Here is a 20,422-nt window from a genome sequence, read left to right on the forward strand (position 1 = left end):
CCGGGCGCACCCCGGCATGCCGCTGGCAGGTCTTCGGGCTCGCGGGCACGCTCGATGGCACCTACTGGCCGTCGCTTCCCGGATCTCTCCAGTGCGTGTGACGGCGGTCGTTCCCGCTCACCGCTGCGGGGCAGCCCCGGAATCGCACCGGGTTCCCTCTTGCTTCGCCTCCTGCGAGGCGAACCAGCGACGAGCAGGATCCTACATCTAGTGGCCGTTCCCGCAACTACCCCAGCATGTTGTGGCTTTCGTGCTGTCGAGCAAGCCAAGATCACGCAGTACGGCCCGCGTGCGGGCGATCTCGGTGCCGAGCCAGCGGGCGAAATCGTCGCCCGACAGCGGGATCGGCAGCCAGCCGGCGGCCAGGCAGGCCGCCTCCCACGCGCCCGACCGGATGACCTTCTCGCACATGCGGACGGCCGGCTCGCGGCTCTCGTCCGGCATGTCCTCGGGGCCGAACGCGGCCGTCCAGTCGGCGAAGTCCACCCGCACGCCGCACTCCAGCAGCGTCGGCACGTCGAGGTCGGGCACGCGCTGGGCCGAGGAGATCGCCAGCGCCCTGACCCGGCCGCGGCCGATCGCGGCGCGCCAGCCGGCCAGCGGGCCCGCCGCCGCGACGGCCTTGCCCGCCAGCAGCGCCGAGGCGACCTCGGCCAGGCTCGGGTAGCCGGTGTAGTCGACGCGCCTGCCGTCGGCGCCGATCGCCCGGGCGACCAGGCCGAACAGCAGGTGGTCCGGCTCGCCCTGCGGGCCGCCCGCCAGCAGCGTGCGGCCGGGGTCGGCGAGCAGGCGGGCGCCGAAGTCGTCGAAGTCCTGGACGGGCGAGCGGGCGGGCACGACCACCACCTCGACCTGGCCGCTCAGCCTGGCGAGGGGGGTGGCGGTGTCGAGCAGGCTCTGGCCGTTGTTCAGCTCGGCGGCGGCCAGCGCGGGCAGCCCGCTCACCGTGATGGCGAAACCGCCGCCGGCCCCCTGGCCGTGACCCGCCCCCGAGCCGCCGCCCCGGGAGTCGCCGGTGATCGCGGAGCCGTCGGCGGCGGCGAAGCCCGCAGCGCGGGCCGCGCCCGCGAACGCCTGCCCGACGTGCGCCCAGCGCCGCCCCGCCGCCTTGATCGAGAATCCGGTACGCAGCACGTTCCGCGCCCGCTCCGTGCCGCAGCCGGCCACGCACGCGGCGACGCCGAGCCCGCAGGCGAGGAACCGCCGCCGGCCGATGTCCTTCTCCCCCGAATCCCCCATTACTCTAGGTTATTAACCCATTACAAGACGCTCTACACTGGGGTCGCGGTCAACACCATTTATCGCGCTTTTGACTGATTTTCCGGCTTAAGTGATTTTTCTCGCCACCCCGGCCATCAAGGACGACGGCAACGACCAGTCCCCCACCAGTTTCGGCCGGTCCGGCCGCCAGTCGGTCGCCTGCACGAGCCCCGGCGGCTCCAGCGGCCAGTCACCGAAGAACGCCCTGATCTGCGCCGGCGACCGGTCGGTCCCGCCGCTCGCGGACGCGCCCCGGCGGTAGGAGGCGGCCCGCTCCTCGTCCTCCACGTTCCCCAGGGTCGTGGCGTGCGAGATCACCAGGTAGCCGCCCGGCGCCAGCCGCTCCCGCAGCACCGCCACCGCCCGCTGCGGGTCCGCCCCGTCCGGCAGGAAGTGCAGGATCGAGACCAGCAGCACCCCGACCGGCCGGTCGAGATCGAGGAACTCACCGGCCCCCGCCAGCACCTCCTCGGGATCGAGCAGGTCCGCCTGGACGAAACGGGCCCTGCCCGGCGAGTGCCGGAGCAGGGCCGTGGCGTGTGCGGCGACGACGGGGTCGTGGTCGACGTAGACGACCCTGGCCTCGGGCGCCACCTCGTGCGCGCTGCCCTGGGTGGGCAGCCCGCTGCCGAGGTCGAGGAACTGGTCGACCCCGGCGCGGGCGACGTAGCGTACGGCACGCTGAAGGAAGGCCCGGTTCGCGCGGGCCAGCGGGACCGCCTCCGGGATCAGCTCGGCGAGCTGGTCGATGGCCTGGCGATCGACCGCGAAGTTGTCCTTCCCGCCGAGCATGTAGTCGTACATGCGTGCGGGATGGGGCCTCTGATGGTCGAACTGCCGCACAGTATCGAATTTATGTCGTATCCAGCCGGATAACACTACCTTGGGAAGATTGTGGCTGAATTAATCTCGGCTATTCCACCGTAACGCTCTTGGCGAGATTGCGCGGCTTGTCCACATCGCGGCCCAGCGCCACCGCCGCGTGGTAGGCGAACAGCTGCAGCGGGATCGTCAGCAGGATCGGGTCGAGCTCGATCTCGTTCTTCGGGATCACGATCACGTCGTCGGCCAGCTTCGCGTCCGGCTCGCGGTGCCCCACCATGAGCACCTGGCCGCCGCGCGCCCGGATCTCGCCGAGCGTCGTGAGGTTCTTGTCGAGCAGCTCGTCGTCGGGCACGATCGCGACCGTCGGCATGTCGGGGCCGATCAGCGCCAGCGGGCCGTGCTTCAGCTCGCTGGCCGGATACGCCTCGGCGTGCACGTAGGAGATCTCCTTGAGCTTCTGCGCGCCCTCGCGGGCCACCGGGTAACCACGCACCCGCCCGACGAACATCATGCTCGGGTGCGGCGCGTACTTCTTGGCCAGCTCCGCGATCCGCTCGCCCTGCCCCAGGATCTGCTCGATCTGGCCCGGCAGCTTGCGCAGGCCCTCCACGATGCGCCGCCCGTCGGCGGGCGACAGGTCGCGCACGCGCCCCAGGTGCAGCGCGAGCAGCGCGAACGCCACCGACGTCGAGGTGAACGCCTTCGTCGAGGCGACCGAGACCTCCGGCCCCGCGTGCAGGTAGATGCCGCCGTCCACCTCGCGGGCGATGGCGCTGCCCACGGCGTTGACGATGCCGATGACCCGGCCGCCCTTGCGCTTGAGCTCCTGCACGGCGGCGAGCGTGTCGTAGGTCTCGCCCGACTGGCTGATCGCGACGTAGAGGGTGTCGGGGTCGACGACGGGGTTGCGGTAGCGGAACTCGCTGGCCGGCTCGGCGTCGGACGGGATGCGCGCCAGCTCCTCGATCAGCTGCGCGCCGATCTGGCCCGAGTAGTACGCGGAACCACAGCCGATGATCTTCACCCGGCGGAAGCCGCGGGTCTCGCGCGCGTCCATGTTCAGGCCGCCCAGGTGCGCCACGTGGAAACGCTCGTCGAGCCGGCCGCTCATCGTGCGGGTCATCGTCTCCGGCTGCTCGGAGATCTCCTTGAGCAGGTAGTGCTCGTAGCCGCCCGTGTCGTAGTGGCCGGCGTCCCAGTCGACGGTCAGCGGCTCCTTCGCCGTCTCGCGCGCGTCGCTGGCGAACGTGTGGAAGCCGTCGGCCTTCAGCACGGCCAGCTCGCCGTCCTCGAGATGCACGACCTGGCGGGTGTAGCGGACCAGCGCGGCCACGTCGGAGGCGGCGAACATCTCCTTCTCGCCGATGCCCAGCACGATCGGGCTGCCGTTGCGCGCCACGACCACCTCACCCGGCCGCTCGGCGTCGATCACCGCGATGCCGTACGTGCCGACGATGCTCTTGAGCGTCTTCCTGACGGCCTCCTCCAGCGACTCGTTCTCGTCGACCGCGGCGGCGATCAGGTGCGCCAGCACCTCGGTGTCGGTCTCGGAGGCGAACACCACGCCGTCGGCCTCCAGCTTGGCGCGCAGCTCCCCGGCGTTCTCGATGATGCCGTTGTGGACGACCGCGATGCGCTCGTCGGCCGACAGGTGCGGGTGCGCGTTGACGTCGCTCGGCACGCCGTGCGTCGCCCACCGCGTGTGCCCGATGCCGAGGCCGCCCTTGAACCTGGCCGGCACGACCTTGGCCAGATCCGCCACCCGGCCCTTGACCTTGCGCACCTTCAAGCCCTTGTTGGACACCACGACCCCGGCCGAGTCATAGCCCCGGTACTCCAGCCGCTGCAGGCCCTCCAACAGGATGGGCGCCGCGTCCTTGGGGCCGACGTAGGCCACGATTCCGCACATCGAGGTCTCCTCTATCCGTAAACGATCCTGCGTAGCTGCCTCAGCGACAGCTCTGGAGCCGCTACCCGCCGGCTCCGTAATTCGGCGGCGATCCGGGGAAAGCTCTCGTCATTGGTGAAGCCCTTGGACTTCAACTCGCCGTGGCGGCGGCGGACGTACTCCTCCGTGGACTCCGAGAAGTACGACAGCACGTCGGCGACCACGCGGGCGGCCTCACCCGGGCCGAGCGGGCTCGTCCGCGTGAGGTGCGCGATGAGATCTTCGTACGGATGCCGTGCCGTGGACACAGACGAGGACACTACGGCGCTGGAACGAGACACGCCAACATCCTGCCCGATATCGGGCAGGAAATGCTTCCAGGTCGTTGGTTCGGGCGTGGCTCAGGGCTGGAGTGAGGATGAGAATCGGTGCTGATCCGATGGTTCCCATCCGTATCATCCGACCCGTCTGACACATCCCTTTCCTGGGCATGGTTACGGTGAGTAGTCGTCTCGTGACGTTCCTGGGGAGATGTTCATGCAGCTCTGGCTCGCCGTCGTCCTGGCCGCCGGTGTCCTGACCGCGCCCACCGGCGTCCTGTCCCCCTCGCCCACCGTCACCTCGGCGGGCGCTGTCGCTTCGGCGGGCGCTGTCGCTTCGGCGGGCGCTGTCACCTCGGCGGGCGCCTTTGGGCTGCCTCCCGGCACCGTCACGCAGCCGGGCACCGTCGCGGGGCGGCAGGCGGACTTCGCCGCCGCCGCGCGCGAGTACGGCGTCCCGGAGAGCGTGCTGCTCGCGGTGGCCTACCTGGAGTCACGGTGGGACGCGAACGGCGGGCGGCCCAGCACGGCGGGCGGCTACGGGCCGATGCACCTGGTGGACGCGTTCCCCGCCGACGTCCGCACCCACGGGCACGCCGCCGCGCCCGGGGAACCGGCCCTCGGGGACGCGCTCGGCGACCCCCGGGGCGATGACGCCCGGCCCATGTCGGCCGCCCTCACCGAAGCCCTGTCCCGCTCCGCGCTGCGCACCTCGGCGGAGCCGCCGCCCCGCACCACCCTGCCCGAGGCCGGCCGCCTGATCGGCGTCGACCCCGACCGGCTGCGCACCGACCCGGCCGCCAACATCCGCGCCGGCGCCGCCCTCCTCGCCTCCTACCAGTCACGTCCCAGCGCCGACCCCGCCGACTGGCACGCGGCCGTCGCCCGGTACGCGGGAACGGACGATCCGGTGGCGTCCCGGGCGTTCGCGGACGAGGTGTTCGCGGTCATGCGCGAAGGCGCCCAGCGCCGCACCGACGACGGCCATCTCGTACGCCTGGACCCGGTGCCCGGCCTGCCCGCGACAGGCACCCCTCCCAGCACGGCAACCTCACCCACCGGCCAGGTACCCGCCACCGCCCCCGCTGGCACCACCGACGCGGGCACCGCGGGCATCGCCACCGCCCCCGCTGGCACCGCCAACGCGGGCACCGCGGGCACCGCCACCGCCGACGCCAGCACCGCGGGCACCGGCACCGCCGACGTCGGCACCGCGGGCACCGACAGCGCCGCCGCGCCCAGCGGGCAGGAGCCTGGTTCCGCCGCCGCACCGGCCGTCCGGCCGCCAAGCGCCGCCGCCTCCGCACCGGCAAACCGGCAGCCCGCCACCAGCACCAGCACAAGCGCCACTACCAGCACCGGGACCCACCCTGGCCCCGGCGCTGGCACGCCCAGCGAGCAGGTGCCTGGCCACGCCGCCGCAGCACCCGGCCACGCCGCCGCAGCACCCGGCCACGCCATCGCAGCACCCGGCCACGCCATCGCAGCACCCGGCCACGCCATCGCAGCACCCGGCCACGCCGCCGCAGCACCCGGCCACGCCGCCGCAGCACCCGGCCACGCCGCCGCAGCACCCGGCCACGTCATCGCAGCGCCCGGCCACGCCGCCGCAGCGCTCGGCCACGCTGCCGCAGCGCCCCGCCAGCAGCCGCATGTCGTCACCTCCTCGTCGGCGAACCCGCAGCTCAGCACCGCGACCGCACCCGGCGGCGGCCAGGAGCCTGGCCTCGCCGCTGCACCAGCCGACCGGCAGCCAAGCGCCGCCGCCTCCGCACCGGCGAACCCGCGGCCCGCAACCAGCACCAGCGCCACCACCGGCACCGCCACCGGCACCAGCACCAGCACCAGCACTGGCACCGGCACCAACCTAGGCACCGTGATCGCCCCGGACGCTGGCTCCGGTGGTTCGGCAGGCGGTGGGTGGTGGGCCGGTGACGATCCGGCGGGCGGTATGGACGGGTGGCCCGAGACGGAGTACGGCCTTTTGGAGGGAGCCGAGGGCGATCTCGTGGACGGGGCGGACGTCGACGCTCTGTGGGGCAACGGGATGAACGAGGCGAACGGGCCGAAGGGGCAGGCGTCCACGTCCAGCCAGGTTGAGTGCCCCTCCTCCTTGACCTGCGAATGGATGCCCGCCGCGTACAAACGCTTCGGCAAGAAGAAGGACCGCGACTACGGCAACCATGACCACCTGTCCCGCAAGCGCGAGGTCGACTACATCGTCATCCATGACACGGAGGGCAGTTACCAGGGTATTCCGAGCCTGATCCGCAACCCGAAGTACGTGAGCTGGCACTACACGATCCGCTCCAGGGACGGACATGTCGCCCAGCATGTGCCGACGAATGACATCGCCTGGCATGCGGGCAACTGGGACATCAACACCCGTTCGATCGGCATCGAGCACGAGGGTTACCTGGCGAAGGGCGGCGCCTGGTACACGGAGGCGATGTACCGGTCGTCGGCCAGGCTGGTGAAGTACCTGGCCGCCAAGCACCACATCCCGCTCAACCGGGCCCACATTCTCGGCCACGACAACGTCCCGGGCACGAGCCCGCAGACGGTGGCCGGCATGCACGAGGACCCGGGCCCGTACTGGGACTGGGAGCACTACTTCGAGCTCATGGGCAGGCCGTTCAGGCCGGTCAAGAACGGCGACTCGGTGATCATCCGCCCGTCGTACGCGTCCAACCGCCCGCACTTCACCGGCTGCGTGCCCGCCAAGGCCGCCCAGGCGTGCCCGGCGCACGGGGCGTCCACCGTGTGGCTGCACAAGGCGCCGAGCCAGACCGCTCCCCTGGTGACGGACCTGGGCAAACATCCGGGCAAGCCGAGCACGTACAGCGTGTACGACCACAGCGCCCGCGCCTCCACCGGCCAGCGCTTCGCCGTCGCGGCCCGGCAGGGCGACTGGACGGCGATCTGGTACCTGGGGCAGAAGGCGTGGTTCCACAACCCGGCCTCGAACCCGACCGCGATCCCGGCCAAGGGCCCGATGGTGACGCCGCTGTCGGGCGAGGTGAAGGTGTACGGGCGGGCGTACCCGGAGAAAGCCGCCTACAAGCGGGCCGCGTACCAGCCGCTGACTCCGCTGAAGTACCGGATCGGGCCTGGCCAGACGTACACGGTGGGTGACACCGTCACCGGCTCCTACTACGCCGCCAACGCCTTCTCGCCCGCCAAGCACGTCACCACCACCGGCAGGACCCGCTACCACCAGATCCAGCTCGGGCACCGGGTGATGTTCGTGATGGCCAAGGACGTGCGCCTGATCGGCTGAATTTCGCTCCCCATTTCCCCCCACGGCCCGCGCAGTGCGCACAGGCACTCTCCGGAGACGATATGGTTTTCCCGTGGCCCGGCGCCGACGCCGGAGACTCACGCGGAAGTGGCTCAGTGGTAGAGCATCACCTTGCCAAGGTGAGGGTCGCGGGTTCGAATCCCGTCTTCCGCTCGGAGCAAGACTCCTGGTGGAGTGGCCGAGAGGCGAGGCAGCGGCCTGCAAAGCCGTCTACACGGGTTCAAATCCCGTCTCCACCTCGGCGATCTGCGGAGCCTCCGGGATCCGCTAAAGTAAGTGCGGCGCCATGCGGAAGTGGCTCAGTGGTAGAGCATCACCTTGCCAAGGTGAGGGTCGCGGGTTCGAATCCCGTCTTCCGCTCTGAGTTCACAACTCAACATGGACGATTAGCTCAGCGGGAGAGCGCTTCCCTGACACGGAAGAGGTCACTGGTTCAATCCCAGTATCGTCCACCACACTCCATGTGAGACCTGGTCGAACCGGACTCACAGCCCCAGCTCACGGCACATGCCGAGGGTCTGGGGCTTCTTGTTGTTCCGGGTTGACCTTCCTGGGCAAGGCGCCTCACCCGTGACGACTTCCGCGCGCTGTGGATCAGGCGTCGGCGGGCCTTCCAGGGACTCCAACGGCGTCGAGGACGAAGAGGGACCGTTCCGCAGGTGGCTCCTGGGCGGAACGGACGACCCCCAGCGGCACCAGTCCTGGTTGTCCGTCACCCGGATCACCGGGGCACGGTCATCCAGCGGACTTTGATCAGCTCACAGCATCAGCGGTATATGGGGCGGGCGATGGCTGGTCAGTGCGGCAAAGGTGGCATTTCGCTCTGTCGGCCCATCGGGCCTCCTCGATGGCGTCGCCCGGTCGAGCACTGCGTCTGCGCCATTCCCCGAGCTCACCATTTTCGTGGACACCGGCTGCCGCACGCTCGGGCAGTTCCTTGCGCGAGCCGGCCCCGTTCACAGCGCCACCTCGTCATCCCGTCACCGGGCTCGCGGGCGTGGCCGCCATGCAGCCCGCCGCAGGTCATCGCGATGTCAGCGGATCCGGTGGCGCGGCCGGATGCCATCACGGTGTCGCGAGTCGCGACATTCCGGAATCAACCGCCAAGTCCCGCCACCCCGCCTTTTCCGACAACTCTATTATACCACAAAAAGGGAAAAATAGCATTTCGTCGTTAAATGCAGAAATTTCGCTATATTGATTGCCATGGTTGCCCGCGAAGCGAAATTCATCACGTCAGGGAATGTGCTACTGTGGAGCGAGCGATTCGGCGATCCGGCCGATCCGGCCGTGCTCCTGATCATGGGGACCTCCACGCCGGGCCTGGGCTGGCCGGACGAGCTCGTGGACAGGCTCGTGTCCGGTGGGCGGCACGTCATCCGCTTCGACCATCGCGACACCGGCCGCTCCGACTGCGTCGATTTCGCCGCGCATCCGTACACGCTGGGCGACCTGGCCGGCGACGCCGTCGCCGTGCTGGACGCGTACGGCATCCCCGCCGCCCACATCGCCGGGGCCTCCCTCGGCGGCGCGATCGCGCAGTGGCTGGCCGTGCACCGGCCGGAACGGGTGCGGACGCTCACCTTGATCATGACGGGGCCCATGGGCGCGGACGCCGGCCCCGCCTGGGCGCGGGCCCTGTCGGGGCAGGAGCCCGACCCGGACGACCTGCCCCCACCGGCCGCGCGATTCCTCGATCACATCATGCGCTCGGCGACCGTGCCGCGCACCACCCGCGAGGAGCACCTGGCCGCCGGCCTGGAGACCTGGCGGGTGCTGAACGGCGAGGTGCTCCCCTTCGACGAGGAGGCGGCGCGGCGGCTGGTGCAGGAGTCCTACGACGCCGCGCGCGACCCCGCCGCCGCGGCCAACCACGACCTGGCCGGGCGCGTGATGACGGCCGACCGGCTGGTCCCGCTCTCCTCGATCAAGGCCCCGACGCTGGTCGTCCACGGCACGGAGGACCCGCTGCGCCCGCTGCCGCACGGCGAGGCGGTGGCCGGGCAGATCCCGGGAGCGCGGTTGGAGACGATCCCGGGCATGGGGCACTCGTTCCTGTCGCCGGGGCTGCCACGCCGGATCGCCGACCTCATCCTCCGGCACACCACGGCCTGATGGAGCGCCGCGGCGCCTGCCCACCGCCGCTCACGCCTTCTCCGGGCACACCGCGGCCTGATGAAGTGCCCGCGGCGCCTGCCTCCTCAGTGGCGGACGGGCTCGCCGTCGCCGGGCAGGCGCACGTCCGGGGCCTTGCCTTCCAGCAGCCGCAGCAGGTGGGCACGGCGTTCCGGCCACTCCGCGGCGATGATCGAGAACATCGCCGAGTCGCGCAGCAGGCCGTCCTCTCCCGGTGCCCACGACGGCGACCACTGGCGCAGCACCCCCTCGAACTGCGCGCCGACCTTCGCCAGCGCGGCCCGGGAGCGGGCGTTGCGGGCGTCGGTCTTCATGTCGACCCGAGCCACGCCCCACGTCTCGAAGGCGTGGCGGAGCAGCAGGAACTTGGCCTCGGTGTTCACCCCGGCGCCCTGCGCGGAGCCGGCGAGCCAGGTGAAGCCGATCTCGACCGCGCGCAGCCGCTCGCCGTCCGGCCACAGGCGCGGGTCCCAGTAGGCGGTGACGCCGACCGCGCGGCCCGACGCCAGGTCCACCTGGGCGTACGGTGCGAGCCGGCCCTCCGCCTGCCGCCCGAGCTGCGCGTCGATGTACGAGGCGACCTCGTCGCCTCTCGGTACCCAGGTGAACGTGTACGCGCCGCGCTCCTCCTCGGCGGCCACGGCCAGGTCGCGGGCGTGCTGGTGGCCCAGCGGCTCAAGGCGGACGCGCGTGCCTTCGAGCACGGGCCCCGTGAGCTTGAATGTCATCGATACCTCCCCAAGGCGAGCATCCTCGCCGGGGCTCGGGGCAGCCGTCAACGGGGTTATCCGGGCCAGGTGCGGCGGTGAAAGCCCGCCGGTTCGAGGGTCGTCTCGGCCGTGTCCGCCTTCCCTTCTGCGCGCCGGCCTTCGCCACGTCCGGCCGGTCGCTTCGGAGGGTGCCGGCCGGCTTTGCGCCTTCGCTGCAGGCAGAGTTATGTCGCCCTGTGCGAAGTTTTGGCTTCTGTGCGTGTATAGACCGTTTTGGAGCGGGTAGCGCCGATGCATTGGCTCCTCGGAGGGGGAAACCGTGGACATCAACATCGGCCAGGGCCTTTCAGACGCCTGGCGGCAAATAGCGACGTTCGTGCCCAGGCTGGTCGCGTTCCTGGTGATCCTGATCATCGGGTGGATCGTGGCCAAGGCGCTGGAGAAGATCGTCGACAAGGTGCTCGAACGGGTCGGCTTCGACCGCGCGGTGGAGCGCAGCGGCGTGCGCCGCTGGCTCGAACGCAGCAAGTACGACGCCAGCGACCTGCTCGCGAAGATCGTGTTCTATGCGATCCTGCTGGTCACCCTGCAGATAGCCTTCAACGTCTTCGGCCCCAACCCGGTCTCGGCACTGCTGGCCGGCGTGGTCGGCTGGCTGCCCAAGGCCCTCGTGGCCATCGTGATCATCGTGGTGGCCGGGGCGGTGGCCAGGGCCGTCAAGGACATCGTGGACGGCATGCTCGGCGGGCTGTCGTACGGCCGCTGGGTGGGCACCGCCGCGGCGGTGTTCATCTGGGCGCTGGGCATCATCGCCGCGCTCAACCAGATCGGCGTGGCCACCACCGTGACGACGCCGGTGCTGATCACGGTGCTCGCCACGATCGGGGCGATCGCGGCGATCGGCATCGGCGGCGGGCTCGTGCGGCCCATGCAGCAGCGGTGGGAGCGCTGGCTGGGACGGATCGAGCAGGAGGCGCCGCAGGCCAGGGCGCACGCGGAGGCGTACCAGCGGGGGCGTGAGGACGCCCGGTCCATGACCGCGGAGACGGAACCGATGCGGACGTCGTCCCCCGGCGGATCGCACCGCTCCGACCTGCCTCCCGGCTGAGCCTCCGTCCACCCCGCCCGCCGCGCCCACCGGCATCAAAGCGGGACGGCGCGGTCAGGCGGGGTGGCCGTCGGCCAGGAGGTCGAGCTCGCGGGTCAGCCAGCACACCGCCGTCAGCCGCAGCGAAGCCGCGTCGGGCTCGCCGGTGAAGGCCCAGCCGCGGTGGCGCAGCTCGTCGAGGAAGCCGAGCAGGTAGTCGCCCAGCGTCTCGCGGTCGAGCGGGATGGCGTCACGCAGCACGGCGGCGTGCTGGTCGACCGCCGCCACCAGCCCCGGGTCGCCGGACATCCGGGCGAGCTGGGCGTCGCCCAGGGTGTGCATGAGCCAGCGCAGGGGCGAAGCCGCCCATCCCTCCTCGAAGACCACGCGCCAAGGTTAAGGCATCCTGCGAGGTCATCGGGCGCATGGTCGTCGGACGCGTGGTCATCGGGCGCGAGGTCATCGGTCGAACGGCAACCCCACGTAGTTCTCCGCCAGCGTCGTGGCCGCCGCCTCCGAGGAGGTCACGTAGTCGAGGTAGGACAGCTGCAGCTTGCGCGCGTACGGGTCGTCCTCCTCGAACGTGTGCAGCAGCGTCGTCATCCACCACGAGAAGTGCTGCGCCCGCCACACCCGCTTCAGGCACGCGTCGGAGTACCCGTCGAGCAGGCCGGTGGAGCCGTCCGCGAAGTAGGCGGCCAGCGCCTCGGTGAGCACGCGCACGTCGGCCACGGCCAGGTTGAGCCCCTTGGCGCCGGTGGGCGGGACGATGTGGGCGGCGTCCCCGGCCAGGTAGAGCCGCCCGTACTGCATGGGCTCGGCCACGAAGCCGCGCATCGGCGTGATGCCCCGCTCCATGATCTCGCCGGTGGCCAGCGTGAAGCCGGGCACGGTCTCCAGCCGGGTGCGCAGCTCGGCCCAGATGCGCTCGTCCGTCCAGTCCTCGAGCCGGGCGTCGGCGGGGACTTGCAGGTAGAAGCGGCTGACGGTGGGCGAGCGCATGCTGTGCAGGGCGAAGCCGCGCTCGGTCCTGGCGTAGATCAGCTCCTCGGACGACGGCGCCACCCGGGCCAGGATGCCGAGCCAGGCGAAGGGATAATCGCGCTCGAAGACGCTCAGAACGCCCTCGGGGATCGCCGGCCGGGAGACTCCGTGGAAGCCGTCGCAGCCCGCGATGACGTCGCAGTCGAGCCGCTCGCCGCCGAACGTGATGTACGGCTGCGACTCCAGCGAGTGCAGGGCCACGTCCTCGACCTCGAACCGCACGTCGCCGCCGGCGGCGAGCCGGGCCGCGATCAGGTCCTTGACCACTTCCTGCTGCCCGTACACGGTGATGGAGCGGCCGGGCACGAGCTTCTCGAACGGGATGCGGTGGCCCGCGCCGCCGTACCTGAGCTCGATGCCGTGGTGCGGCAGCCCCTCGCGCAGCATCCGCTCGCCGACGCCGGCTTCCACCAGCGTGTCCACCGTGCCCTGCTCCAGGACACCGGCGCGGACGCGGCGCTCGACGTACTCACGGCTGCGTTTCTCCAGCACCACGGAGGAGATGCCGCGCAGGTGGAGCAGGTGTGACAAGAGCAGTCCAGCGGGGCCTGCCCCGATGATCCCGACCTGAGTTCGCATGAGGGAAGCATCCAGCCTCGAGCGGGATTTGGCCGAGCCCCCTCTTCCGCTGAGTGGAAGAACGGTGCAGGATTGCGGCATGTCTGGCGGAGCCCGCGAGCCGGGGCGGTCGGTGACGTCCAAGGTCCTGGCCATTTTGGGGGCGTTCGACGCGGCGCGCCCGCAGCTCACGCTGACCGAGCTGGCCGCGCGCAGCGGCGTGCCGCTGAGCACGGCGCACCGGCTGGTCGGCGAGCTGGAGGAGTGGCAGGCGCTCAGCCGCTCCCCCGACGGGCGGCTGCGGGTCGGGCCGCGGCTGTGGGAGCTGGGCCAGCTCGCCCCGAACCGGCTGCAGGAGCTGGCGCATCCGTGGCTTCAGGAGCTGTTCGGGTCAACCGGGGAGAACGTGCATCTCGCGGTCAGGGACGGCCTTGAGGTGCTGTACGTGGACAAGGTGTACGGGCGGCGGGCCGTGCCCATCGTGTCCAGGATCGGCGGCCGGCTGCCGATGCACCCGACGGGCGTCGGCAAGGCGTTGCTGGCGTACGAGCCGGACTGGTTCGTCACCTCCTACCTGGCGCGCAAGCTCGAACGGCCCACCTCGCACACGATCACCGAGCCGGGGCGGCTGGCCAGGGAGCTGGCGGCGGTGCGGGCGCAGGGATACGCGCTGACGTACGAGGAGATGACGCTCGGCTCGTGCTCGGCGGCGGCGCCGGTGCTGGTGGACGGGCGGGCGGTGGCGGCGCTCGGCATCGTGCTGTCGTCGCGGCGGGCGCGCGAGCTGCCCCGCCTGGTGGAGCCGCTGCGCGCCGCCGCCGCCGGCATCGCCACCGCGTACGCGAGCCAGCGCGCCAGTCCCCCAGCTTGAGCCAGCCAGCCAGTCCCCCAGCTTGAGCTGGCGAGCTAGTCCCCCAGCTTCTGGATGCGGTCCTTGAAGAGGGTGGTCGCGATGGCCGCCTTGTGCGGCTGCCCCTTGAGGAACGCCTGGGCGAAGCTCTTGGCCTGGTCGTAGGAGACCTTGCCGGGCATGGGCGGCTCGTTCGGGTTGACGTCCACGTCCACGAGCGCCGGCCCGTCGTGGGACAGGGCCTGACCGATCGCGTGGGCCACGTCCTCCGACTTGGTGACCTTGGCGCCGAAGCCGCCGCACGAGCGCGCCCAGGCCGAGAAGTCGGCCTCGGGCTGCGCGTAGCGCACGCCGTGCTCGGGGTAGCCGAGGACCATCTGCTCCCACAGGATCTGCCCGAGCGAGTTGTTGTTGTTGATGATCACCTTGACCGGCAGCCGGTGCTGCACCGCCGTCAGGAACTCGGCCATCAGCATCGAGAAGCCGCCGTCGCCGACGTAGGCGATGACCTGGCGGCCGGGGTAGGCGTGCTGCATGGCGATCGCGTACGGCAGGCCGGGCGCCATCGTGGCCAGCGTGCCGGACAGGTAGAACTCGCGCCCGCCGCGGATCGTCCAGTGGCGGGCCGCCCAGGTGGCGATGGTGCCGCTGTCGCAGGTCATGATGGCGTCGTCGGTGGCGAGCTCGTCGATGATGGACATGACGTACTGCGGGGCGATGGGGTCGCGGTCGGGGTTCTCCAGGGCCTCCATGTCGGAGCGCCACTTGGCCATCATCTTCTGATATTTCGCCAGATGGCCGTTGTTCTCGCGCGGGTGCAGCAGCGGCAGCAGCGCCCGCAGCCCCTCCTTGGCGTCGCACACCACCGGCACGTCCGTCGCGATCCGCGCGCCCGCCCTGGTCGGGTCCGCCTCGAACTGCACCACCCGGGTGTCACGCACCTCGGGCAGGAACTTGGAGTAGGGGAAGTTCGTGCCCACCATGAACAGCACGTCCGCCTCGTCCATCAGCTCCTCGCTCGGGCGGGTGCCGAGCAGGCCGAGACCGCCCGTCGTGTACGGCGAGTCGTCGGGGATGACCGCCTTGCCCGGCAGCGTCTTGACGACGGGCGCCCCGAGCGCCTGCGCGACGGCCAGCACCTCCTCCCTGGCGTGCAGCGCGCCCTGCCCGACGAGCATGGCGGGCCGCTCGGCCCGGTTGAGCAGCTCGGCCGCCCACTCCACGTCCTCCTGCCGGGGCGCGCCGGACGGCTGCAGGTATACGGGCGCCGTCTGCGGCGCGCGCACCGGCGCCACGCTCTTGTACGGGTCCGCCCCCGCCTCGGCCACCTGGATGTCGTTGGGCAACGTGAGGTGGGAGACGCCGCGCCGCGCGTACGACGTCCGGATGGCCAGGTCCACCAGCGAGGGGAGCTGGGCCGGGTTGGTGACCATCATGTTGTACTCGGCCACGTCGGCGAAGAGCTTGTCCAGGTGCACCTCCTGCTGGTAGCCGGTGCCCAGCACGGACGTCTCCTGCATGCCCGTGATGGCCAGCACGGGCACGTGGTCGAGCTTGGCGTCGTAGAGGCCGTTCAGCAGGTGGATGCCGCCGGGCCCGGACGTGGCCAGGCAGACGCCGATGCGGCCGGTGGCCTTGGCGTAGCCGGTGGCCATGAAGGCGGCGGCCTCCTCGTGGTGGACGAGGACGAAGCGCACCCGGTCGCGGTGGCGCCGCAGCCCCTCCATGATGCCGTTGATGCCGTCGCCCGGCAGGCCGAAGACGGTGTCGACGCCCCATGCCGCGAGCCGTTCGATCAGGGATTCGGATGCGATTCGAGCCATGTGTGCGGCCCTACCCCGCTCGCCCGCCCGCAGACGCGGAAGCGGGATTCATTGACATTTCTCGAAATTGGCGGGTAGGGGACCCGGCATGCGCATTCTGGTCACGGGAGCCACCGGCACGCTGGGCGGCGCACTGGTGCCCGCGCTGCTCAAGGCGGGTCACGAGGTGCGGGCGCTGAGCCGTACCAAGAGGGACGGGCGCGGCAACGTCGAGTGGGTGTGGGGCGACCTGATCTCGGGGAACGGCGTCAGGGACGCCGTGGACGGCGTGGACGCCATCGCCCACCTGGCCACCAGCGGGCGCAGGGGGCGCGGCGCGGTGGACATCCCCGGCACCAGGACGCTGATGATCCTCGCGCACGCGGCCGGGGTGCCGCACGTGCTGTTCACCTCGATGGTCGGCGCCGACCGCGCGCCCTACGGGCACCTGCGGCACAAGCTGGAGGCCGAGCGGATCGTCGAGGAGAGCGGGCTCGCCTGGACGATCCTGCGCGCCACCCCGTTCCACCAGTGGCTGCACGAGCGGCTGCGCGCGCACGCGTCGCTGCCCGCGCTGCCCGTGGACCGCGCGCTGCCCTGGCAGCCGGTGCACACGGGCGAGGTCGCCACGCGCGCCGCCGCCCTGCTCAGCGCGGGGCCGACGCACCGGCACCTCGAGTACGGCGGCCCGCAGGTCCTCGGCACCGAGGAGCTGGTCAGGACGTGGCTGCGCGCCACGGGGCTGCGCCGCCCCTGCCTGCCCGTCCGCTATCCGGGCCGCCTGTACGCCGCCCAGCGCGCCGGCCACCTCACCACCGACGCGGCGCCCAAGGGCGAGATCACCTGGCACGACTACCTGATGCCGCCCGCCCCGGTCCTGTCGGACGACTTCGCCTCCGAGCACACCGCCTCTCCCACGAGCCCGGCCACCCAGCCGGAGCAGGACCCTGACCTGCGCGTATACGGGGGCGACGAGGGGTACGAACGCCCGACACGAAGCTAGCCGGACGTCCAGTTTTATTACACTTCGCCGCCTTGTTGCTTTCTGTCTGTTATTAGAAGATGTGTCCGGTGATGAGAGGCATCCCGCTGACCGAGGACTTCGCCAACGGCGGGGTCTCCTTCTGGTACCGGCAGATCGGCCTGCCCACCCGGCGGCCCGGGCTGCCCGGGCCGCGCACGTACGACGTCGCCATCGTCGGCGGCGGCTACACCGGCCTGTGGACCGCGTACTACCTGAAGCAGGCCGAGCCCGGCCTGCGGATCGCGATCCTGGAGAAGGAGTTCGCCGGGTTCGGCGCGTCCGGGCGCAACGGCGGCTGGCTGTCGGCCGAGTTCGCCGGCTCCCGCAAGCGGCACGCCAAGGCCCGCGGACGGCAGGCCATGATCGACCTGCAACACGCCATGTTCCGCTCCGTGGACGAGGTCATCGAGGTCACCCGCGCCGAAGGCATCGACGCCGACGTCCACAAGGGCGGGCTCATCCACGTCGCCACCAACCCCGCCCAGCGCCGCCGCCTGCGCGCCGGCGTCGCCGACCTGCGCGCCTGGGGGTACGGCGAGGACGACGTACGGCTGCTCGGCCGCGACGAGCAGCACGAACGCGTCCAGGTCGCCGGAGCCCTCGAAGCGTCGTACTCGCCCCACTGCGCCCGCATCCAGCCCGCCAAACTCGCCGTCGGGCTCGCCGCCGCCGTCGAACGCCTCGGCGTCGACATCTACGAGGACACCACCGTCACCGAGATCCGGCCCCGCCACCAGGGCCTCGCCGCCGCCGTCACCACCCGCGGCATCGTCTCCGCCGAGTACGTCATCCGCGCCACCGAAGGCTTCACCGCCAGCCTCGCCGGCCAGCACCGCCAATGGCTGCCCATGAACAGCTCCATGATCATCACCGAGCCGCTGCCCGCCGACGTGTGGAAACACATCGGCTGGCAGGGCAACGAACTCCTGGAGGACGAGGCCCACGCCTACGTCTACGCCCAGCGCACCGCCGACGACCGCATCGCCATCGGCGGGCGCGGCGTCCCCTACCGCTTCGGCTCCCGCACCGACCGCCACGGCGCCACCCAGGCCCAAACCGTCGCCCTCCTGTGGCGCATGCTCGTCAAGCTCTTCCCCGCCGCCGCCGACGTCCGCGTCCAGCACGCCTGGTGCGGGGTGCTCGGCGTGCCCCGCGACTGGTGCTCCACCGTCCACCTCGACCACGCCAGCGGCCTCGGCTGGGCCGGCGGCTACGTCGGCAGCGGCGTCACCACCACCAACCTGGCCGGCCGCACCCTGCGCGACCTGCTCCTCCGCCACGACACCCCGCTGACGGGGCTGCCGTGGGTGGGGCGCCAGGTGCGGCAATGGGAGCCGGAGCCGCTGCGATGGGTGGGGGTACAGCTCATCTACGCGCTGTTCCGCGCCGCGGACCGCAACGAGAACGAACGCGTGGCCACGACGTCGGCGTACGCACACCTCGCGAACCTCATCTCAGGCCGCTGACCTGAGCACACCTTGACCTCAGGACGCTGAGCCGGGGTCGCGGCCCCAGGGGTCGTAGTCGACCTCCAAGGGCTCCTGCGGCGGGCGCTCGTCCTCCGGGACGTGTTGCAGGTTGACGCGGATGCGGTACCACACGCTGCTGCGCCCCCGCATGCCGTCGACCAGCACGTCGGCGGGCTCCAGCCGGGCCGCGGCCTCCGGGTGGCGGGCCTTCCACCGGTCGAGGCCCGCCATCGCCTCGTCCTTGTGCTCGGCCCTGGCGATCTCGATCACCGGCATCGTCTGCTGCCGGCGCCCGCTGCCCTTCGGGGGCTTGGGGGCCGGGCCGAGCTCCTCGGCCAGCTCCAGGAGGCCGTCGAGGGAGCCCGGGTGCAGGTCCATGTCCTCCCACGGGTCGCCGCGCTCGGCCAGCCGCGCGGGCACCGTGTCGATGGTGAACGCCTCGGGGCGGCAGCCCGGCACCTCGTCCCAGGTGAGCGGGGTGGAGACGCGGGCGTCGGGGACCGCGCGCACCGAGTAGGCGGAGGCCACCGTGCGGTCGTAGGCGTTCTGGTTGAAGTCGACGAACACGCCGTGCCGCTCCTCCTTCCACCACCTGCTGGTCGCGAGGTCGGGGGCGCGGCGCTCCACCTCGCGCGCCACCGTCTCGGCCGCCTTGCGCACCTTCGCGAACGGCCAGCGCCGCTCGATGCGGGCATAGACGTGGAAGCCGCGCGAGCCGGACGTCTTCGGCCAGGCGACCAGCCCGTGATCGGCCAGCACCTCCCTGGCCACCTGTGCCGTGCGCAGCACGTCGGCCCACGGCACGCCGGGCACCGGGTCGAGGTCGATGCGCAGCTCGTCGGGCCTCGAAAGGTCGTCGGAGCGTACCGGGTGCGGGTTGAGGTCGACACAGCCGAGGTTGACCACCCACACCAACTGCGCCAAATCTGTGCAGACCACCTCTTCCGCGCTGAGCCCGGACCGGTACTTCAGCTCGGCCACCTCGATCCAGTCGGGCCGCTTGGCGGGGGCCCGCTTCTGGAAGAAGGCCTCCTGCTCGATGCCGTGCACGAACCGCTTGAGCACCATCGGCCGCCCGTGCACGCCGCGCAGCGCCGCCTCGCCCACGGCCTGGTAGAACCGGACCAGGTCGAGCTTGGTGTGCCCGGACTCCGGGAAGACGACCTTGTCGGGGCTGGTGATCCGGACCTCGCGCCCGGCGACCTCGATGTCAGGCATGAAGGTCACACTACGCGGGCCGACCGACAACCCCCGGGACCCGCCGACGAGTGATCCGGGAAGGAGGCGTGGCGCCTGGTCGTCGGCCGGTTCAGGAGCAGTGGTCGGTGAAGGAGCCGTGGCGGCCCGCGCCCGCCGCGAAGCGGGCCGCGCCGTCCGACGCGTCGGGCAGTGACACGAGGCCGTGCCGCAGCTCGTTCCGCATCGCCTCCCCCTCCTCCAGCCCGTCCTGCTCCAGCACCGACATCCGGTCGCCGCGCAGGCACGCCTGCGGGAACCCCGCCAGCTCCCTGGCCAGCGACTCCGCGTGCCGCCTGGCGGTGCCGCTGGGGACGATCCGGTTGGCCAGCCCCCACTGGTACGCCTCCGGCGCCTCGACGGGCCGTCCCGTGAGGATCATGTCCATGGCCCGGGAGGCGCCGATGAGCCGCGGCAGCCGTACGGTGCCGCCGTCGATGAGCGGCACCCCCCACCGCCGGCAGAACACCCCGAACACCGCGTCCTGCTCGGCCACCCGCAGGTCGCACCAGAGCGCCAGCTCCAGCCCGCCGGCCACGGCGTGCCCGGACACGGCGGCGATGACCGGCTTGGTCAGCCGCAGCCGGGTGGGCCCCATCGGCCCGTCGCCCTCCTCGCCGACGTGGTTGTCGAGCGTCTTGAGATCGGCGCCGGCGCAGAACGTGCCGCCTTCGCCCCACAGCACGGCCACGGCGGCGTCGGAGCCGTCGAAGTCGCGGAACGCCTCCGTCAGCGCGTCGGCGGTCTTGCGATCGACGGCGTTGCGCGCCTCGGGCCTGCTGATCACCACGGTGGCGACCGGGCCCTGGCGCTCCACGCGTACGGTCATGCGACCCTCCTCGGGGAACATGCTGGGTGTCCTCGGGGACGTGCAGAGCGTACGTCGATGCGGGGACGCGGGCCAGGCGCGCG

Annotated in this window: 16 protein-coding genes, 4 tRNA genes and 1 riboswitch; of the genes, 10 read left to right on the top strand and 10 right to left on the bottom strand. The window is 71.5% G+C overall.

Annotation, left to right across the window (positions count from 1 at the left end; genetic code table 11):
- Positions 1–7 precede the first annotated feature (7 nt).
- A riboswitch (cobalamin riboswitch) is annotated at positions 8–203 on the bottom strand.
- Between the two features lie 4 nt (positions 204–207).
- From KIS93_RS16945 to KIS93_RS16960, 4 genes are all read right to left on the bottom strand, one after another.
- A complete protein-coding gene (locus KIS93_RS16945) occupies positions 208–1,239 on the bottom strand; it encodes a Bug family tripartite tricarboxylate transporter substrate binding protein (RefSeq protein ID WP_080036676.1) in 1,032 nt (343 codons plus the stop codon).
- 87 nt (positions 1,240–1,326) lie between these two features.
- Positions 1,327–2,139, bottom strand: coding sequence for an SAM-dependent methyltransferase (locus tag KIS93_RS16950; RefSeq protein WP_335673893.1), 813 nt, complete (start codon positions 2,137–2,139; stop codon positions 1,327–1,329).
- A 34-nt stretch (positions 2,140–2,173) separates the two neighbouring features.
- Entirely contained in the window at positions 2,174–3,994 is a 1,821-nt protein-coding gene (gene glmS / locus KIS93_RS16955; RefSeq protein WP_080036674.1) for a glutamine--fructose-6-phosphate transaminase (isomerizing), read from the bottom strand.
- A gap of 11 nt (positions 3,995–4,005) precedes the next feature.
- Positions 4,006–4,281 carry a hypothetical protein gene (locus tag KIS93_RS16960; RefSeq protein WP_080046456.1) on the bottom strand — a complete coding sequence of 92 codons (276 nt, stop codon included), beginning with the start codon at positions 4,279–4,281 and terminating at the stop codon, positions 4,006–4,008.
- Positions 4,282–4,510: 229 nt separating this feature from the next.
- Between KIS93_RS16960 and KIS93_RS67505 the strand changes: the two genes are divergently transcribed.
- From KIS93_RS67505 to KIS93_RS16990, 6 genes are all read left to right on the top strand, one after another.
- Complete coding sequence (locus KIS93_RS67505) at positions 4,511–7,573, top strand: N-acetylmuramoyl-L-alanine amidase (RefSeq protein ID WP_268966933.1); 3,063 nt, start codon at positions 4,511–4,513, stop codon at positions 7,571–7,573.
- A 102-nt stretch (positions 7,574–7,675) separates the two neighbouring features.
- Positions 7,676–7,747: transfer RNA gene (locus KIS93_RS16970), tRNA-Gly, on the top strand.
- Positions 7,748–7,762: 15 nt separating this feature from the next.
- Positions 7,763–7,833: transfer RNA gene (locus KIS93_RS16975), tRNA-Cys, on the top strand.
- A gap of 49 nt (positions 7,834–7,882) precedes the next feature.
- A tRNA-Gly gene (locus KIS93_RS16980) sits at positions 7,883–7,954 on the top strand.
- A 20-nt stretch (positions 7,955–7,974) separates the two neighbouring features.
- Positions 7,975–8,049: transfer RNA gene (locus KIS93_RS16985), tRNA-Val, on the top strand.
- 751 nt (positions 8,050–8,800) lie between these two features.
- Positions 8,801–9,709: an alpha/beta fold hydrolase gene (locus tag KIS93_RS16990; protein WP_080036673.1), complete on the top strand. Its 909-nt coding sequence runs from the start codon at positions 8,801–8,803 to the stop codon at positions 9,707–9,709.
- Between the two features lie 86 nt (positions 9,710–9,795).
- Here KIS93_RS16990 and KIS93_RS16995 read toward each other — a convergent pair whose 3' ends face one another.
- The gene (locus KIS93_RS16995; RefSeq protein WP_080036672.1) at positions 9,796–10,458 is read right to left on the bottom strand and encodes a GNAT family N-acetyltransferase; all 663 of its coding nucleotides are present in this window, start codon (positions 10,456–10,458) and stop codon (positions 9,796–9,798) included.
- A gap of 307 nt (positions 10,459–10,765) precedes the next feature.
- Here KIS93_RS16995 and KIS93_RS17000 point away from each other — a divergent pair, with 307 nt between their 5' ends.
- Positions 10,766–11,548, top strand: coding sequence for a mechanosensitive ion channel family protein (locus tag KIS93_RS17000; RefSeq protein ID WP_186404338.1), 783 nt, complete (start codon positions 10,766–10,768; stop codon positions 11,546–11,548).
- 54 nt (positions 11,549–11,602) lie between these two features.
- On the opposite strand, the gene KIS93_RS17005 is transcribed toward KIS93_RS17000, so the two are convergent.
- A complete protein-coding gene (locus tag KIS93_RS17005) occupies positions 11,603–11,914 on the bottom strand; it encodes a DUF6401 family natural product biosynthesis protein (protein ID WP_230465969.1) in 312 nt (103 codons plus the stop codon).
- Between the two features lie 72 nt (positions 11,915–11,986).
- Complete coding sequence (locus KIS93_RS17010) at positions 11,987–13,150, bottom strand: 4-hydroxybenzoate 3-monooxygenase (RefSeq protein WP_080036670.1); 1,164 nt, start codon at positions 13,148–13,150, stop codon at positions 11,987–11,989.
- A gap of 79 nt (positions 13,151–13,229) precedes the next feature.
- Here KIS93_RS17010 and KIS93_RS17015 point away from each other — a divergent pair, with 79 nt between their 5' ends.
- Positions 13,230–14,000, top strand: a complete 771-nt coding sequence (locus tag KIS93_RS17015) for an IclR family transcriptional regulator (protein ID WP_080036669.1) — start codon at positions 13,230–13,232, stop codon at positions 13,998–14,000.
- Positions 14,001–14,035: 35 nt separating this feature from the next.
- Here KIS93_RS17015 and KIS93_RS17020 read toward each other — a convergent pair whose 3' ends face one another.
- Positions 14,036–15,802 (bottom strand): thiamine pyrophosphate-dependent enzyme, encoded by a 1,767-nt coding sequence (locus KIS93_RS17020; protein ID WP_080036668.1) that lies wholly within the window; start codon positions 15,800–15,802, stop codon positions 14,036–14,038.
- 88 nt (positions 15,803–15,890) lie between these two features.
- Between KIS93_RS17020 and KIS93_RS17025 the strand changes: the two genes are divergently transcribed.
- Positions 15,891–16,784 (top strand): SDR family oxidoreductase, encoded by an 894-nt coding sequence (locus tag KIS93_RS17025; protein WP_080036667.1) that lies wholly within the window; start codon positions 15,891–15,893, stop codon positions 16,782–16,784.
- 71 nt (positions 16,785–16,855) lie between these two features.
- Positions 16,856–18,271, top strand: coding sequence for an NAD(P)/FAD-dependent oxidoreductase (locus KIS93_RS17030; RefSeq protein ID WP_080036666.1), 1,416 nt, complete (start codon positions 16,856–16,858; stop codon positions 18,269–18,271).
- Between the two features lie 18 nt (positions 18,272–18,289).
- Here KIS93_RS17030 and ligD read toward each other — a convergent pair whose 3' ends face one another.
- Together ligD and KIS93_RS17040 are read right to left on the bottom strand one after the other, a co-directional pair.
- Complete coding sequence (ligD, locus tag KIS93_RS17035; protein WP_080036665.1) at positions 18,290–19,492, bottom strand: non-homologous end-joining DNA ligase; 1,203 nt, start codon at positions 19,490–19,492, stop codon at positions 18,290–18,292.
- 91 nt (positions 19,493–19,583) lie between these two features.
- Positions 19,584–20,339, bottom strand: a complete 756-nt coding sequence (locus KIS93_RS17040; protein WP_080036664.1) for a crotonase/enoyl-CoA hydratase family protein — start codon at positions 20,337–20,339, stop codon at positions 19,584–19,586.
- Positions 20,340–20,422 lie beyond the last annotated feature (83 nt).

The organism is [Actinomadura] parvosata subsp. kistnae, assembly GCF_900323885.1.
Lineage (GTDB): Bacteria > Actinomycetota > Actinomycetes > Streptosporangiales > Streptosporangiaceae > Nonomuraea > Nonomuraea composti.

Bases quoted from the DNA above. Each gene is read 5' to 3' on its own strand.
- KIS93_RS16945 (WP_080036676.1), bottom strand. From the start codon at position 1,239: ATGGGGGATTCGGGGGAGAAGGACATCGGCCGGCGGCGGTTCCTCGCC.
- glmS (WP_080036674.1), bottom strand. From the start codon at position 3,994: ATGTGCGGAATCGTGGCCTACGTCGGCCCCAAGGACGCGGCGCCCATC.
- KIS93_RS67505 (WP_268966933.1), top strand. From the start codon at position 4,511: ATGCAGCTCTGGCTCGCCGTCGTCCTGGCCGCCGGTGTCCTGACCGCG.
- KIS93_RS16990 (WP_080036673.1), top strand. From the start codon at position 8,801: ATGGTTGCCCGCGAAGCGAAATTCATCACGTCAGGGAATGTGCTACTG.
- KIS93_RS16995 (WP_080036672.1), bottom strand. From the start codon at position 10,458: ATGACATTCAAGCTCACGGGGCCCGTGCTCGAAGGCACGCGCGTCCGC.
- KIS93_RS17010 (WP_080036670.1), bottom strand. From the start codon at position 13,150: ATGCGAACTCAGGTCGGGATCATCGGGGCAGGCCCCGCTGGACTGCTC.
- KIS93_RS17015 (WP_080036669.1), top strand. From the start codon at position 13,230: ATGTCTGGCGGAGCCCGCGAGCCGGGGCGGTCGGTGACGTCCAAGGTC.
- KIS93_RS17020 (WP_080036668.1), bottom strand. From the start codon at position 15,802: ATGGCTCGAATCGCATCCGAATCCCTGATCGAACGGCTCGCGGCATGG.
- KIS93_RS17025 (WP_080036667.1), top strand. From the start codon at position 15,891: ATGCGCATTCTGGTCACGGGAGCCACCGGCACGCTGGGCGGCGCACTG.
- KIS93_RS17030 (WP_080036666.1), top strand. From the start codon at position 16,856: ATGAGAGGCATCCCGCTGACCGAGGACTTCGCCAACGGCGGGGTCTCC.
- ligD (WP_080036665.1), bottom strand. From the start codon at position 19,492: ATGCCTGACATCGAGGTCGCCGGGCGCGAGGTCCGGATCACCAGCCCC.
- KIS93_RS17040 (WP_080036664.1), bottom strand. From the start codon at position 20,339: ATGACCGTACGCGTGGAGCGCCAGGGCCCGGTCGCCACCGTGGTGATC.